This is a genomic window from Vreelandella titanicae BH1, from assembly GCF_000336575.1.
Lineage (GTDB): Bacteria > Pseudomonadota > Gammaproteobacteria > Pseudomonadales > Halomonadaceae > Vreelandella > Vreelandella titanicae.
In genome coordinates this window covers 117,066-130,650 of sequence record NZ_AOPO01000008.1, presented here as the reverse complement: position 1 = coordinate 130,650, position 13,585 = coordinate 117,066, and the positions used below count along the sequence as shown (strand labels likewise).

Genomic DNA, 13,585 nt, shown 5'->3' with positions numbered 1-13,585 from the left:
GAAAAGCGCCTTCATCCCATTGGACGGCTAGCGTATGCTAGCGCTTTTTTAGCCGATGGGAGTGGGCATGTCGCGGACATTGGGTAAGGGCGTAGGCCTGCTGGTAATCGTCGTGCTGCTGGGCGTCATGTGGCAGGTACTGCAGCGCTACGACCTACTCACCCAGGCGCGCCTTAGCGAGTTTATCGCTTACATTCGCCAGTGGCGTACCGCGCCCTGGATGTTTGCTGCGGTAATGGCCACTTATGCCAGTGCCTTGCTGGTGATGTTTCCACTTAGCCTACTGGTGGTGGTGACTGGCTTACTGTTTGGCCCGATATGGGGGCTGGTGTACGCCACGCTAGGCACATTGACCTCCTCGATTGTGTCTTACTGGGTAGGCCACTGGTTAGGCCGTGAGGCGCTTATGCGTTATGGCGGGCGTCATCTGCGTGGCCTATCGGGTTACTTATCCAAGCGCGGCATTCGCACCATGACGGTGATTAACCTGCTGCCACTCGCCCCGTTCACGCTCACCAATATGCTGGCGGGCGCTTTTCACCTTAAGTTTCGCGACTATATGATCGGCTCCACCCTGGGCATCGTACCGGGGCTGGCAGCGGTGATCTTATTGGGCAGCCAGCTAGGCGCACTGTTCACCGCTGCCTCGACCAAAGAAATCATCTTAGCGGCTGTCGGGCTAGCGGCTGGCGTTAGCTTGTTAATAGGCCTTAAACGCTATGCTAACCGCCGCCAAGCGGCAAAAAAACAGCCTCACCGCGAAGGCGAGTGATATTTGGCCAGCACTTCGGCGTAAAAGCCCGCCACCGCTGAGGCAAAGTTGGCAATATCAAACTCCTCAGCAAAGTGGCTGGCCTGCTTACCCAACTCCCGGCGTCGCTCAGCGTTATCTTTTAACTCAACCACCCTTTGCCCCCAGGCCTGACGATTTTGCGGTGTTTTGAACCCATTGACCCCTTGCCGCACCACATCATCGATACCGCTGGAGCGCACCGCCACGACGGGCAACCCCGCCGACATTGCTTCAAGAATCACCATACCCTGGGTTTCTGAGGTCGAAGCAAACACAAATATATCGCCTAGATGGTAATAAAGCGCCATGCGCTCCGGCGGCACCGCACCTACCAGGGTGACCTGCGAGGTCAGTTTCAAAGTATCGATTTGGTTTTGAATCGCCTCCCGGTCTGGCCCATCACCAATCAGTAGCAGATGAAGATCATCATGCCCCTGTGACTGAAGCTCGGCGAGGGCTTCCAGCATAAAGCCAATGTTTTTCTCCTTACTAATCCGCGAGACGCTGATCAATATTTTACTTGCAGGGTCGATAGTTAATTGCTCGCGCAGCGCTTCCAACTCACTCTCCTCAACGTGAGAAAAGCGTGCCACATCTATGCCTGTGGGCTGCACCAGCGAGGGAGTCTTCACTCCAATCATGCGCAGATACTCCTCGGCGGAGTAAGTCGGCACAATCACTCCTTGGCAGCGATTAGAGAAGCGCTTGATCAGGGTATGGGAAATCAAATTACGGAACAGCGCACCGGGCAACGGCACGAAGTGGGCATAGTGCTCCAGGCGGGTGTGATAGGTGTAGATCACTGGCACCTTGAGCCGACGCCCCATAAACAGGCCCATGGAACCGAGCCAAAAGGGATGATGAACATGAATAACATCCGGCTTAAACCCACGCAGGCAACGACGAAAACGCGCACTGAACGGATTGGTTAACCGGAACTCGCCCTTCTGCCCAAATGCCATTAGCGTGGGGATGCGTTTTATTGAGCTGTCGTCCTGCCACGTTTCTCGGTAGCGCGGCACTAACAGTTGGATGGTGTGGCCTAGATCACATAAGCCATTGCGCAGGCGATCCACCGAGACCGATACCCCCGATACAAAAGGAAAGTAGTTATTAGAGATCATCGCTACGCGCAGAGTTTTACCCAGGAAAGGCGTTGGGTCGATATCAAAATCAGGATAGTAGTCGCGATCTTCGAAAATTAGCCGATATAAGCGCAGTGCGAGCAGCGTCAACATACCCACAATCAGCAAAAACCGCGTATAGCTAACGTAGAAAAACGCATACACCGTGGAAGCCACACTACTCACCATCCGCCACCAGCCAGGGCTATCCACATTTAATCGCACCGGCGCAATAGCGACATTCTCACCCTCTACATTGACGATGACGTAGTGGTGAAAGCTACTATCGGCATCGATGAGGATGCCTCCCGCGCCTCCGGTGGTCACGTAATCCACGCCATTAATCGTCTGCTGGGAAAAGAGCGTTAAGTTGGCGGAAAATACGGTGTCAACGTCATGCTCCTCTGCCAGCGCCATAATGCCATCGGCTAAGCGAGAATCATTGAGATAATTGTCCGCTTCAAACAGCGGCGCGTCGCTCACTACGTTGTGCAGCGGCAAACCAACAAATAGAAACCGATGCTGTGTTTCTGAGGCCGTAAGCTCACGCTCCAACCAATCAAGCTGCCAGGAGGTAGAGGACTTGCCGGTACCGTCAAGAAAGATAAAGTGGCTATTGCCCGCTACAAACGAGTAAAAGTGCGGCCCAAAATATTCGTAAAACAGATAGCTACCGAAATCGCTATCTTCATTTTCACCGTAGGTGAGTAAGTAAGGGACATTGAGCTGCTCCAGACTCTGATAAATCGCCTGGTAGCTCTCCTGCTGCCCACTATTGACGGCATTCCCAGCGGAAATCAGGAAATCGATGCCGCTCTGATTGATGAGCGGCACAATCTCCTTTTGAAACACGCTCACCGAGTTATTGATATTGCCCACCACCGCAAAGCGATAGTCGGTTCGCTCCTTCAACACCTCGCGAATATTCGCCACTTCAAGGGTATGCACCGACTCAAATTTGGGTTCTGCTACATACAACCAAATTTGGTGAGCAATTAGCCCAGCCACCAGAGCAAGATTAAGAAAAAAGAACAGCCGCAACCAGCGCTGTCGGGAAAGGCGAAGAAAGGAGCGTCGTGGCATTTAAAAGCGCTTTTTCAAAGATAATATGAGGTTATTAACCACTATACAGCAACGCTGAGTCGAGGTGGCGCGCCAAGCTAGCGCGCTTCACACCCGTTTAGGGTGGCCAGTAATCGACGTGGCCCAGCCTGATTGCGGTGTTCTCCCAGCCATATGCCCTGCCAGGTACCTAAGGCCAGGCGTCCATCGCGCACCGCCAGCGTTAGCTGTGTACCCAGCAGGCTGGCGGCTACATGGGCGGGCATATCATCAGGCCCTTCCAGAGTGTGGTGGAAATAGGGTAAATCTTCGGGCACCAGTCGACGCAGAAAAGCATCTAAATCGTGGCGCACATCCGGATCAGTGTTCTCATTGAGCGTTAACGAGGCAGAAGTGTGCATCAGCTGTAAATGCAGCATGCCAGCCTGGCAGTCACTTAAACAAGGCAGTGCGCGGGCCACATCATCCGTAATCAAATGAAAGCCGCGCGCCATTTCGGGCAAATGAATCTCTTGTTGGCACCACATACACACTCCTTTATTTGTTATGTAAACGAAAACACTCCATCACCGCCTTCTCCTGCTGTATGGCAAAATAGCAACAGATAGCACTAACCATAGTCGATCACCCTCGAATCATCGCCAAGGAGCGCGTTAATGAAAACCCTGCTAGGAAGCAGCATCGTTAGTATGACCCTACTCACCGGCTGCACTGGCATTCCGGATGGCACGCAGCCAGTAACAGACTTTGAGCTAGACCGCTACCTGGGCCAGTGGTTCGAAATTGCCCGCCTGGATCACTCCTTTGAACGCGGTCTTGATTGCGTGACCGCTACTTACAGCCTGCGCGATGATGGCGGTGTTCGAGTAATCAACCGTGGTTACAACCTTGAAGAGCAAGAGTGGGATGAGGCTGAAGGCCGCGCCTACTTTATTGACGATGAAAGCGTTGGGCGCTTAAAGGTAAGCTTCTTTGGCCCCTTTTACGGCGGCTATAACGTCCTTGAGCTGGATGAGGAGTACCAATGGGCGTTGGTGGCAGGCCCTAACCGCGACTACCTGTGGATACTTTCACGTACAGCGGAAATAGATAGCGCGACAGAAGGACGCCTGCGTCAGCGAGCAGCCGAGCTGGAGTTCCCTACTGAAGAGCTGATTGATGTTATCCAAGGCGAGGCTTGCCCTAGCCGATAAGTAGCTTCTGATTAGTTCCCTTCCGGCAATCTCGGCACTCGCCCCGCTATCTCTCGCTGAACATAGTCAATAAAAGCGCGCAGCCGGGCGGGCACATGGCGACGTTGTTCAAACACCGCATAAAAATCTGCCCGCACCCCCTTCCAGCCTGGCAACAGCGCTACCAATGCGCCATTGGCAAGGTGCTCGTTAACGTCCCACCAGGAGCGCAGCATGACACCGTGGCCGTCCAAGGCCAGGCGGGTAATGACCTCTCCATCGTTGCTGGCTAATCGACCGCTGACCTTTATCGACTGTGTCTGCCCAGGCAGTCCTTTGGCAGACTGAGCGACTTGTTCAAAGCGCCAGAGGGGGAAATCACTGTCGTTCTCGCGAATCACCAAACAAGCGTGCTGCTGTAAATCTGCCGGTACTTGCAAAGACGGCGCCTGGGCAATGTAAGCAGGCGACGCGCAGAGCACCCGCCGATTGGCCAGAATACGCCGAGCGACCAAGCGCGACTCCGGTGGCTCGCCCACGCGAATACCAATATCAAAGCCGTGATCGCTCAAATTGAGCGGAAAATTGGTTAACTCCAACCACCCTTCTACCTCGGGGTGATCGGCACAAAAGCGTGACAGCAGCGGCGCAATATGGCGGCGCCCAAAGCCAAAAGTGGCATTTACCCGCAAACGTCCGCTAAGCGCCTGATCGACTCCCTCACCCAGTGAATTTTCCAGCTCATCCAACTCATCTAAAATCAGCGCGCCACGGGCCAAGTAGCGCTCACCCTCTGCGGTCAGCGTCAACCGCCGCGTAGTGCGAGCAGCTAGCTCTACCCCCAGGCGCGCCTCCAATTGTTTTAGCCGCTTGCTTACCGCCGAGAGCGATAGCCCCAGCTCGCGAGCAGTCCCCGTCAGGCTTCCCGCCCGCGCCAAGTGCTGAAAAAACGCCAAATCATCCAGGTGCGCCATATCGCTCCTCAGTCATTCTGCACTTTCACGCAACAATAACTTGAATGGTAGCCTGATTATCTCCACCAAAATAGCCGCTACACTCTATTTACTATTCATGACTCACGACTCACGACTCACGACTCACGACTCACAAGCATAAAAAGTAACTAACAAGGTAAGGAACCACTATGACCCACCGTATTGCCATTATCGCCGGTGACGGCATCGGCACCGAAGTCATGCCTGAAGGCATCCGCGCCCTTGAAGCGACCGCCAAGCGCTTTAATCTTGATCTTGAGTTCACCACCTTTGAGTTTGGCAGCTGCGACTACTACCTGGAACACGGCAAAATGCTGCCGGATGATTGGTTTGAGCAGTTAAAAGGCTTCGATGCGCTGTTTTATGGCGCGGTGGGCTGGCCCGACAAAGTCCCCGACCATATTTCCCTGTGGGGCTCACTGCTGCAATTCCGGCGCCGCTTTGATCAGTACATCAACCTGCGCCCCTGCAAGCTCATGCCCGGCATTAAAAGCCCGCTAGCAGGCCGTAAACCCGGGGATATCGACTTTTACGTGGTGCGTGAGAACACTGAAGGCGAGTACTCAAGCGTTGGTGGCAAAATGTTTGAAGGCACCGACCGTGAAGTGGTCATTCAAGACACGGTCATGACCCGCACCGGCGTAGACCGCGTATTGAAATACGCCTTTGAACTGGCCCAAACTCGCCCGCGTAAAAAGCTCACCTCCGCGACCAAGTCCAACGGCATCTCAATCACTATGCCGTATTGGGATGAACGTGTGGTCGAAATGGCGAAGGGCTACCCTGAAATCGCGGTGGATAAATTTCATATCGATATTCTTACCGCCAACTTCGTTCTCCACCCGGATTGGTTTGATGTCGTCGTGGGCAGCAATCTGTTTGGCGATATTCTTTCTGATCTCGGCCCCGCCTGCACCGGCACGATAGGCATTGCCCCTTCAGCCAACATCAACCCAGAAGGCAACTTTCCGAGCTTGTTCGAGCCAGTACACGGCAGCGCGCCGGATATCGCCGGTAAGGGTATTGCCAACCCTATCGGTCAAATTTGGTCAGGCGCCATGATGCTGGAGCACCTCGGTTACAAAGAAGCCGGTGACGCAATAGTCACGGCCATTGAGGAAGTATTGAGCGAAGGGGATGCCACCGTACTTACCCGCGATGTGGGTGGAGAAGGCACCACTGCAAGCCTAGGCAAGGCGATTGCCAACGCTATTTCGCACTGACACACATATGGCATAAAGATTGGCTGTCTGGTTGAATCCAACCGGGCAGCCAATGTATGTTTTTTAATCGCTTATGTTCTACATTTGTCCTGAGGGTGGAAGAAACATCAGTTTCACTTCGCTCATAACAACATCAACAAACAACCATCAGGACAATGCTATGAAACTTGGACGCCGTCAGTTCCTTTCGGCATCGGCCGCCCTGGCCGCTGTTGGCACATCGCCCCAGCTTTTTGCTTTGCAGAGCTCACAAGGTTCCACCCCGGAACGATACCCAATCGATGCCTGGAAAGTCGAAGATTCCCGCTTTAGTGATTACATGATTTTTAACAGTCCTCTAGAACGCCACTGGAGTGGAGGTCTGTGGACAGAGGGGCCAGCATGGAACGCCGTAGGTCGTTATGTTGTTTTCAGCGACATACCTCGTGCCAAGCAGATGCGCTGGGACGAATCCACTGGTCAAGTCAGCGTATTGAGAGACAATGTCGGCCACTCTAACGGTAATACCTTCGATCATCAGGGGCGGCTAATTGCTTGCGAGCACTATCCCTCACGCGTTTTACGCTACGAGTGGGACGGCAGCACAACGGTGCTCGCAGAGCGCTATCAGGGCAAACCGCTCAATGCCCCTAATGACGTGGTGGCACTGCCCTCGGGTGGAGTGATCTTCACTGATCCAGGCTATGGTGCTCACTTCGACTACGAGGGCAAAAAACGAGACCTGGAGCTAGAAACGGCCATCTATTACGTCGATGACAGCCTGGATGAGCCCATCATGCTGACCGACGATATTTATAAGCCAAACGGTATTGTATTAACGCCGGATGGCGAAGGGTTCTACGCCAGTGACAGTGCCCCCACCCATTTCGACGAACCCGCGCGAATTATTCGCTGGTCGCTGGGTGAAGATGGTCGCAGTGTCAGTAACCGGCAAGTTATCGTGACCAGCGAAGACACGATTTTCGACGGCATGACCTGCGACGTGGATGGCAATATCTGGTCAAGTGCCAATGGTGGTGAAGGTATCGACGGAGTAGTGGTTTTCTCACCGGAAGGCACCTTGCTGGGCCGAGTATTGCTACCTGAAGTCTGCTCGAACGTGTGTTTTGCGTGCAAGAGCCGCAATCGACTATTTATGACGGCCAGCCAATCCGTCTACACAATTTACACGGCGGCACGTGGAGCGTAGTAAGACTATAATCCCAGCCAATATCCCAGCCCAAAAAAGCCTCGCCGGATATATCCAGCGAGGCTTTTACATGGCTGACTCGTATATGTCTTGGCTAGTGAACTAATTAACTGGCCAGTTTAGCCGCCGTTTTCGCGACCAACTCGCCCTGGAAACGGGCGATTTTCAGCTCACGCTCGTCAGGTTGGCGTGAGCCATCACCACCAGCAATGGTTGCGGCGCCGTAAGGCGTACCGCCGCTGACTTTGGAAATATCAAATTGCTCTTCGAGACCGTAACCAATCGGCACGATGATCATGCCGTGGTGGGCCAGCGTGGTCCAAGTAGAGGTGATGGTCATCTCATCACCGCCGCCAGTACCGGTAGAAGTGAACACGCTAGCGACTTTGCCACGAAGAGCACCGTTCGCCCACAGGCCACCGGTCTGATCCAGGAAGGTACGCATTTGACCGGCCATATTCCCAAAGCGGGTGGGCGTACCGAAAATGATCGCATCGTAATCGGCAAGCTCTTGAGGCGTCGCTTCCGGCGTGTCGTAATCCTGCTTACCGCCTGCATTCTTGAACGCCTCTTCAGGCATGGTTTCAGGAACGCGTTTCACCGTCACCTCAACGCCGCTCACACCCTTTGCGCCTTCTGCCACGGCTTGAGCCAGCGTATCGATATGACCATACATGGAATAATAAAGCACCAGTACCTTTGTCATTACTATCTCCTTCACTTATGAATAGTGCAGTTATGAGTAGTGCAGTGAGCGTCGCCTAAAGTGGGCGTCGCCTAAAGTGGGCGTCGCCTAATAAGTAGTAAACACAACATAGCGCACTCAAGCATAGAAAAAAGCGAATGTTTTCGTCCGTGGGCGTCGATTTCATCGACGAACGCCATCTTGCACTTTACGCCAACCACCACTAGCTTTTGACTTGCCTACATCAAACGTATCCAAGGAGTCTGGAATGACGATTTTTGAAGCCCTGCGCAAGGATCACGATATTCAGCGCGACCTGCTCGCCCGCTTAGTTGAAACACATGGAGACAGCGATGAGCGAGATAAACTGTATCAGCAGGTACGGGAAGAGCTACATTATCACGCCGCTGCCGAAGAGCGGGCGCTCTATATCCCAATGATGTCAATCGACCTGACTCAGGAAAAAGCCCGCCATAGCGTTGCCGAACATCATGAAATTGATGAGCTTTTAGAACTGCTTGATGAAACTGACTACAGTGCAACCCACTGGTTGACCCACGCCAAACAGCTCCAGGATTTAGTCACTCACCACCTGGATGAAGAAGAGCAAGAGGTTTTCCAGCTGGCGGGCCGTGGCCTGCAAGATAAACAAAAGACATCGCTTGCTAGCGAGTACCAGGAAGAAATGCAGCGCCAGCGTTCAGCGTAACGTGATGAACAAATTGAAAAACGCTCATGCACCCCATGGGCGTTTTTTGCCGTTAGCGATTAAATAAAGCCACTTTTCAGCTTCCGCGTGTTTCATGAAGACGCTTTTTCACGAATACGCTAGGCTTTTACACGCGAACGACCTGCGGGCTTGTGACATACGCCCAGCGTGGTAAACCTAGGCTCGCTTTTATACTGACAACGATACTCAAAACAGTTAACTGAGGAGCGACAATGCTAGGCCAATGGCTCGACTGGTCGCTTGATGGGCAACTCCCCACCGCCAGCCAAGGCGTCTTCGCCAGTGGCACTTATCATTTGCATGCGCCTGGTATTTTGGAGCTCACCCCTAACACGGTAAGCCAAAGCGCCTACACGTGCATTTTTTCAGCGGCGATCCATGGCAATGAAACCGCACCGGTTGAACTGGTGGGTGAATGGTTAAGCGGCGTAGAAGCGGGCAGCATATCGCTCGGCGCTCCTGTGCTGGTGATTTTAGGCAACCTGCCCGCGCTTAAGGCGCAGCAGCGTTTCCTTACCACCAATTTAAACCGGCTGTTTAGCCGCGAACTAGCCGCCAAGGGCGAGGAGCCAGATCGCGCCAGGCAATTAATGGCCGCGGTGGATAGTTTTTATGCCCGCCATGCCGGGCGCCCCAAACTGCACTACGACCTACATACCGCAATTCGGGATAGCCGCTACCCCCGTTTTGTAGTGGAGCCTTTTGCCGAATCCTCCACCGATGCTGAGCAGTGGGGCTGGCTGGCAGCGGCGAGTATGCAGGCGGTGCTACACCAACATCAGCACAGCTGGACATTCTCCCACTACAGCAAGCACTATCACGCCGCTCAGGCATTTACCTTTGAGCTAGGGCGGGTAGCGCCTTTTGGCCAAAACGATATGGCATCATTACAACCGATGCGTACACTACTCACCGCGCTTAGTGAAGGACATACGCCACCCAATCAGCCCGCCACGCAAATGCAGTTTTTCCAGGTTCAACACGAATTAATGCGTCACTCGCAGGACTTTACACTCTGTTTTGCCGAGGACACAGCCAACTTCAGCCGCTTTGAGCCCGGCACTCTGCTGGCCCAAGACGGTAAGTCGGGTGAGTTTCGGGTAGGCGATACGCCCCTTCATGTGGTGTTTCCTAACGCACAAGTAGAGGTGGGCGCCCGTGCCGCGCTGTTGGTGGCGCCTATCGTTTAACCCCCCAAGCAGGATCTACTTTAGCCAAGACAATAACAATGGTGAGGCGACAACGGGACCCTCGACGTCGATACGACTATCGTCGAGTGCATAATGTTAGAAGGAAAGCGCGCATAATGCGCCCAGCCTGATAGAATCGCCCCTTTTTCGCGCCAGCCGCATCAAACAAACCCACTTGTTGCTGCGGCAACTCTGTACTGGAGCCAATGATATGGCCGCTACGCCTACTCCCCTTGAAGTGCGTAATATTAAAAAACGCTTTGGCGATACGGAAGTTCTGAAAGGTCTTTCATTACAAGCCCAAAAGGGCGATGTGATTACCCTGATTGGTGCCTCTGGATCGGGTAAAAGTACTTTTTTGCGCTGCATGAACTTGCTTGAACAGCCCGACGATGGCGACCTCATTGTCCATGGCGAACCCATTCGCTTTAAGACCACGAAGCACGGCCGCGAACCTGAAGATTGGAAGCAGGTGGTACAAATGCGTGCCAAGCTCTCCATGGTGTTCCAGAGCTTCAACCTGTGGGCACATATGACGCTATTGGAAAACATCATCGAAGCGCCGATTCATGTGCTAAAAAAACCTAAAAAAGAGGCCTTGGAGCACGCCCATGCACTGCTCGATCGGGTTGGCTTAACCGCCCGCGCCAATGCCTACCCCGCTCAAATGTCCGGCGGCCAGCAGCAACGCGGTGCGATTGCCCGCGCGCTGGCAATGGATCCAGAAGTGATGCTGTTTGACGAACCCACCTCCGCCCTTGACCCGGAATTGGTCGGTGACGTATTGAAAGTCATGCACGACCTCGCTGAAGAGGGGCGCACCATGGTCGTGGTGACTCACGAGATGGGGTTTGCCCGTGATGTCTCTAGCCAAGTGATTTACCTTCACCAGGGCCTGGTGGAAGAGGCTGGCCCGCCCGATCAAGTGTTAGGCAACCCGCAATCACCGCGCCTGCAGCAATTCCTGGCACCTAATTACTGATCCGCGAGGCTGACCATGATTGATTTACAAGGGTATGGCCCCCGGCTGATCGAAGGGGCTGGCGTCACCATCCAATTAGCGGTGTTGTCGCTGATTTTAGCGATTATTTTAGGGCTCCTGACCGCCAGCGCGAAGATGTCGCGCAACTGGTTAGCTCATCGTCTTGCCACGCTTTACACCACACTTATTCGCGGTGTGCCCGACCTCGTGTTGATGATGCTGTTTTTTTTCGGCGGCCAAATTGGCGTCAACATGATCACCGACTGGATTTACTACTCGTTCGATATCGATATTTTTATCAATATTAATGCCTTCGTCGCGGGCGTTGTCACCATTGGGCTAATCTTCGGGGCCTATATGGGAGAAACCTTTCGCGGCGCTTTTATGGCGGTCGATAATGGGCAAATCGAAGCAGGTAAAGCCTATGGCATGAGCGATGGGCTGGTTTTTCGTCGCGTCCGTTTTCCGCAGATGATGCGCCATGCACTGCCTGGCCTTTCCAACAACTGGATGGTATTGCTCAAAACCACAGCACTGGTCTCGGTAATCGGGCTTTCTGATATGGTGCGTGTCGCCTCAGAAGCCTCTAAAGCGACGCGCGAACCTTTCACTTTCATGATTATTGTCGCGCTTATCTATCTGCTCATCGCCAGCGTTTCGGAATGGATCTTTGCTCGTCTGCAAAAACGCTACAACATTGGCTATGGGGAGGCAGACTAATGACCGCTTTCATGACATGGCTCGAAAATCAGCTTGCCGAGAACAGTATTTTCACGCTGCAAACGCTTTCCTACTATGGCGATGGGTTGACCACCACGGTGCAACTGGTCTTTTTATCGCTGGTCATTGGCTTAATCGCTGCGGTACCCCTTGCCATTGGGCGTGGTTCAAAACACGCCTGGATTAAGTGGCCTATTTTTGCTTACACCTATGTTTTTCGTGGCACACCGCTACTCATCCAACTCTACCTGATTTATTACGGCGTGGTGTTCGTGGACGGAATCCAAGAAAGTTGGCTATGGGTGATACTTGAAGAACCGTTCGTCCCCGCACTCATTGCATTTACCCTCAACACCGCCGCCTATACGACCGAGATTTTTCGCGGCGCGATTAAGTCTACCTCGAAAGGTGAAATTGAAGCGGCTCGTGCCTATGGCATGTCACCTCAGCAGACCATGCGGCGCATTATTATCCCCAGCGCTTTTCGTCGCGCACTGCCGGCCTACGGCAACGAAGTCATTTTCATGCTACATGCCAGCGCTATTGCCAGCGTAGTGACGATTATGGATCTGACCGGCGCGGCGCGCTTTGTCTATGCGCGTTTTTATGCACCTTTTGACGCATTCTTGTTTGTGGCAGCGATATACCTGTGTTTAACCTTCACCATCCTGTATCTCTTTCGTTATCTAGAGAAAAAGCTGCTCGCACATCTACAGCCACAGAACTCCTAGTGTGAAACAAACGTTGGTTTACGAATCATCAAGCGCTTTTCGTCAACGCCGAGTTAGGATAAGTTATCAATGATCATCACAACGCAACCTGTGACTAACGTGGTCAACGCCCTATAGGCAACGCCATCATTAGGCAGTGGTTGCTTAGATGAACTCTGCTTCCAAGGAGATACATAATGAAAAAACTGCTGTCTGTCTCACTGCTAGGCTTAGCCGTTGCAGCAAGCGCCGCCCAGGCGCAAGAAGACCAACTACGTATCGGGGTTGATGTGCCTTACGAGCCGATGGAATATCGCACGCCGGATGGCGAGCTGACCGGCTTTGATATCGACCTGGGCAACGCCCTCTGTGAGCGTATCGGTGTTGAATGTGAATGGGTTGTACAGGGCTGGGACGGCATTATCCCGGGTCTCATGGCACGTAAATACGACGCTATTATGTCCTCCATGACGATCAATGATGACCGTCGCGAGCAAGTGCTGTTCTCTGACCCCTACATCACCCCACCGTCCGCCTGGTTTGCTCCTGAAGGCACCGACCTTGATGCAACCAATGAAGAGTCGCTCGCCGGCATGACCATCGGCGTTCAGCGCGGCACTCTGCAGGACAATTACGTCACCGACATGTATGGCGATGTCGCCGACATCAACCGCTATTCTACCGCCGATGACATGGTGCTGGACATGGAGTCCGAGCGTTTGGACATCTTGTTCCTCGATTACCCGGTCGGTAAGTCCACGTTACTGGATAGCGAAGAAGGCAACTACGTTGTTGTCGGCGAGATGCTCACCGAACCTAAAGAGTATTTTGGTGATGGCTTTGGTATCGCGTTCCGTCAACGCGACGAAGCACTCGCTGAGCAGTTCAACGAAGCCCTGGCTGAAGTGAAAGAAGACGGCACTTACGACGAGATCTACAACCGTTATTTCGGTGGGCAAGAGTAAGCATCACAGCAAGCCCTAGGGCCTGTTGACGTTTCACTCGCGGCC

Annotated in this window: 14 protein-coding genes; 10 read left to right on the top strand and 4 right to left on the bottom strand. The window is 53.3% G+C overall.

The features are described 5' to 3' along the window. Positions 1 to 67 precede the first annotated feature (67 nt). A complete protein-coding gene (locus HALTITAN_RS15300) occupies positions 68 to 772 on the top strand; it encodes a TVP38/TMEM64 family protein (protein ID WP_022522707.1) in 705 nt (234 codons plus the stop codon). On the opposite strand, the gene HALTITAN_RS15295 is transcribed toward HALTITAN_RS15300, so the two are convergent. Together HALTITAN_RS15295 and HALTITAN_RS15290 are read right to left on the bottom strand one after the other, a co-directional pair. After that, entirely contained in the window at positions 754 to 3,000 is a 2,247-nt protein-coding gene (locus HALTITAN_RS15295) for a glycosyltransferase (RefSeq protein WP_009287645.1), read from the bottom strand. The two genes, HALTITAN_RS15300 and HALTITAN_RS15295, sit on opposite strands and share 19 nt — an antisense overlap. Positions 3,001 to 3,077: 77 nt before the next feature. Then, positions 3,078 to 3,506 carry a secondary thiamine-phosphate synthase enzyme YjbQ gene (locus HALTITAN_RS15290; RefSeq protein ID WP_039859676.1) on the bottom strand — a complete coding sequence of 143 codons (429 nt, stop codon included), beginning with the start codon at positions 3,504 to 3,506 and terminating at the stop codon, positions 3,078 to 3,080. Between the two features lie 129 nt (positions 3,507 to 3,635). Here HALTITAN_RS15290 and HALTITAN_RS15285 point away from each other — a divergent pair, with 129 nt between their 5' ends. Then, positions 3,636 to 4,172 (top strand): lipocalin family protein, encoded by a 537-nt coding sequence (locus HALTITAN_RS15285; protein ID WP_009287644.1) that lies wholly within the window; start codon positions 3,636 to 3,638, stop codon positions 4,170 to 4,172. A gap of 11 nt (positions 4,173 to 4,183) precedes the next feature. Here the strand turns inward: HALTITAN_RS15285 and HALTITAN_RS15280 are convergent, their stop codons facing one another. Continuing rightward, positions 4,184 to 5,125, bottom strand: a complete 942-nt coding sequence (locus tag HALTITAN_RS15280; protein WP_009287643.1) for a LysR family transcriptional regulator — start codon at positions 5,123 to 5,125, stop codon at positions 4,184 to 4,186. Positions 5,126 to 5,295: 170 nt separating this feature from the next. On the opposite strand from HALTITAN_RS15280, the gene HALTITAN_RS15275 reads away from it, so the two are divergent. Together HALTITAN_RS15275 and HALTITAN_RS15270 are read left to right on the top strand one after the other, a co-directional pair. Beyond that, positions 5,296 to 6,369, top strand: coding sequence for a tartrate dehydrogenase (locus tag HALTITAN_RS15275; RefSeq protein WP_009287642.1), 1,074 nt, complete (start codon positions 5,296 to 5,298; stop codon positions 6,367 to 6,369). 160 nt (positions 6,370 to 6,529) lie between these two features. Further along, complete coding sequence (locus HALTITAN_RS15270; protein WP_039859675.1) at positions 6,530 to 7,558, top strand: SMP-30/gluconolactonase/LRE family protein; 1,029 nt, start codon at positions 6,530 to 6,532, stop codon at positions 7,556 to 7,558. A gap of 106 nt (positions 7,559 to 7,664) precedes the next feature. Here HALTITAN_RS15270 and wrbA read toward each other — a convergent pair whose 3' ends face one another. Next, positions 7,665 to 8,264, bottom strand: coding sequence for an NAD(P)H:quinone oxidoreductase (gene wrbA, locus HALTITAN_RS15265; RefSeq protein ID WP_039859673.1), 600 nt, complete (start codon positions 8,262 to 8,264; stop codon positions 7,665 to 7,667). 247 nt (positions 8,265 to 8,511) lie between these two features. On the opposite strand from wrbA, the gene HALTITAN_RS15260 reads away from it, so the two are divergent. The 6 genes from HALTITAN_RS15260 to HALTITAN_RS15235 all read left to right on the top strand — a co-directional run bounded on the left by HALTITAN_RS15260 (position 8,512) and on the right by HALTITAN_RS15235 (position 13,540). Beyond that, positions 8,512 to 8,952, top strand: coding sequence for a hemerythrin domain-containing protein (locus HALTITAN_RS15260; RefSeq protein WP_039859672.1), 441 nt, complete (start codon positions 8,512 to 8,514; stop codon positions 8,950 to 8,952). 233 nt (positions 8,953 to 9,185) lie between these two features. Further along, positions 9,186 to 10,163 (top strand): succinylglutamate desuccinylase, encoded by a 978-nt coding sequence (locus tag HALTITAN_RS15255; RefSeq protein WP_009287640.1) that lies wholly within the window; start codon positions 9,186 to 9,188, stop codon positions 10,161 to 10,163. A 211-nt stretch (positions 10,164 to 10,374) separates the two neighbouring features. Beyond that, a complete protein-coding gene (locus HALTITAN_RS15250; protein WP_022522698.1) occupies positions 10,375 to 11,145 on the top strand; it encodes an ABC transporter ATP-binding protein in 771 nt (256 codons plus the stop codon). A gap of 15 nt (positions 11,146 to 11,160) precedes the next feature. After that, positions 11,161 to 11,865, top strand: coding sequence for an ABC transporter permease (locus HALTITAN_RS15245; protein ID WP_027960125.1), 705 nt, complete (start codon positions 11,161 to 11,163; stop codon positions 11,863 to 11,865). Next, complete coding sequence (locus tag HALTITAN_RS15240; protein WP_022522697.1) at positions 11,865 to 12,596, top strand: ABC transporter permease; 732 nt, start codon at positions 11,865 to 11,867, stop codon at positions 12,594 to 12,596. Before HALTITAN_RS15245 ends, HALTITAN_RS15240 begins: the two co-directional genes overlap by 1 nt. 176 nt (positions 12,597 to 12,772) lie before the next feature. Further along, positions 12,773 to 13,540, top strand: a complete 768-nt coding sequence (locus tag HALTITAN_RS15235; RefSeq protein ID WP_009287639.1) for a transporter substrate-binding domain-containing protein — start codon at positions 12,773 to 12,775, stop codon at positions 13,538 to 13,540. Positions 13,541 to 13,585: the final 45 nt, after the last annotated feature.

Excerpts from the sequence above, each read along its gene's own strand:
- HALTITAN_RS15295 (WP_009287645.1), bottom strand. The coding sequence starts at position 3,000 with ATGCCACGACGCTCCTTTCTTCGCCTTTCCCGACAGCGCTGGTTGCGG.
- HALTITAN_RS15250 (WP_022522698.1), top strand. The coding sequence starts at position 10,375 with ATGGCCGCTACGCCTACTCCCCTTGAAGTGCGTAATATTAAAAAACGC.
- HALTITAN_RS15245 (WP_027960125.1), top strand. The coding sequence starts at position 11,161 with ATGATTGATTTACAAGGGTATGGCCCCCGGCTGATCGAAGGGGCTGGC.
- HALTITAN_RS15275 (WP_009287642.1), top strand. The coding sequence starts at position 5,296 with ATGACCCACCGTATTGCCATTATCGCCGGTGACGGCATCGGCACCGAA.
- HALTITAN_RS15280 (WP_009287643.1), bottom strand. The coding sequence starts at position 5,125 with ATGGCGCACCTGGATGATTTGGCGTTTTTTCAGCACTTGGCGCGGGCG.
- HALTITAN_RS15300 (WP_022522707.1), top strand. The coding sequence starts at position 68 with ATGTCGCGGACATTGGGTAAGGGCGTAGGCCTGCTGGTAATCGTCGTG.
- HALTITAN_RS15285 (WP_009287644.1), top strand. The coding sequence starts at position 3,636 with ATGAAAACCCTGCTAGGAAGCAGCATCGTTAGTATGACCCTACTCACC.
- HALTITAN_RS15290 (WP_039859676.1), bottom strand. The coding sequence starts at position 3,506 with ATGTGGTGCCAACAAGAGATTCATTTGCCCGAAATGGCGCGCGGCTTT.
- wrbA (WP_039859673.1), bottom strand. The coding sequence starts at position 8,264 with ATGACAAAGGTACTGGTGCTTTATTATTCCATGTATGGTCATATCGAT.
- HALTITAN_RS15235 (WP_009287639.1), top strand. The coding sequence starts at position 12,773 with ATGAAAAAACTGCTGTCTGTCTCACTGCTAGGCTTAGCCGTTGCAGCA.
- HALTITAN_RS15270 (WP_039859675.1), top strand. The coding sequence starts at position 6,530 with ATGAAACTTGGACGCCGTCAGTTCCTTTCGGCATCGGCCGCCCTGGCC.
- HALTITAN_RS15260 (WP_039859672.1), top strand. The coding sequence starts at position 8,512 with ATGACGATTTTTGAAGCCCTGCGCAAGGATCACGATATTCAGCGCGAC.
- HALTITAN_RS15240 (WP_022522697.1), top strand. The coding sequence starts at position 11,865 with ATGACCGCTTTCATGACATGGCTCGAAAATCAGCTTGCCGAGAACAGT.
- HALTITAN_RS15255 (WP_009287640.1), top strand. The coding sequence starts at position 9,186 with ATGCTAGGCCAATGGCTCGACTGGTCGCTTGATGGGCAACTCCCCACC.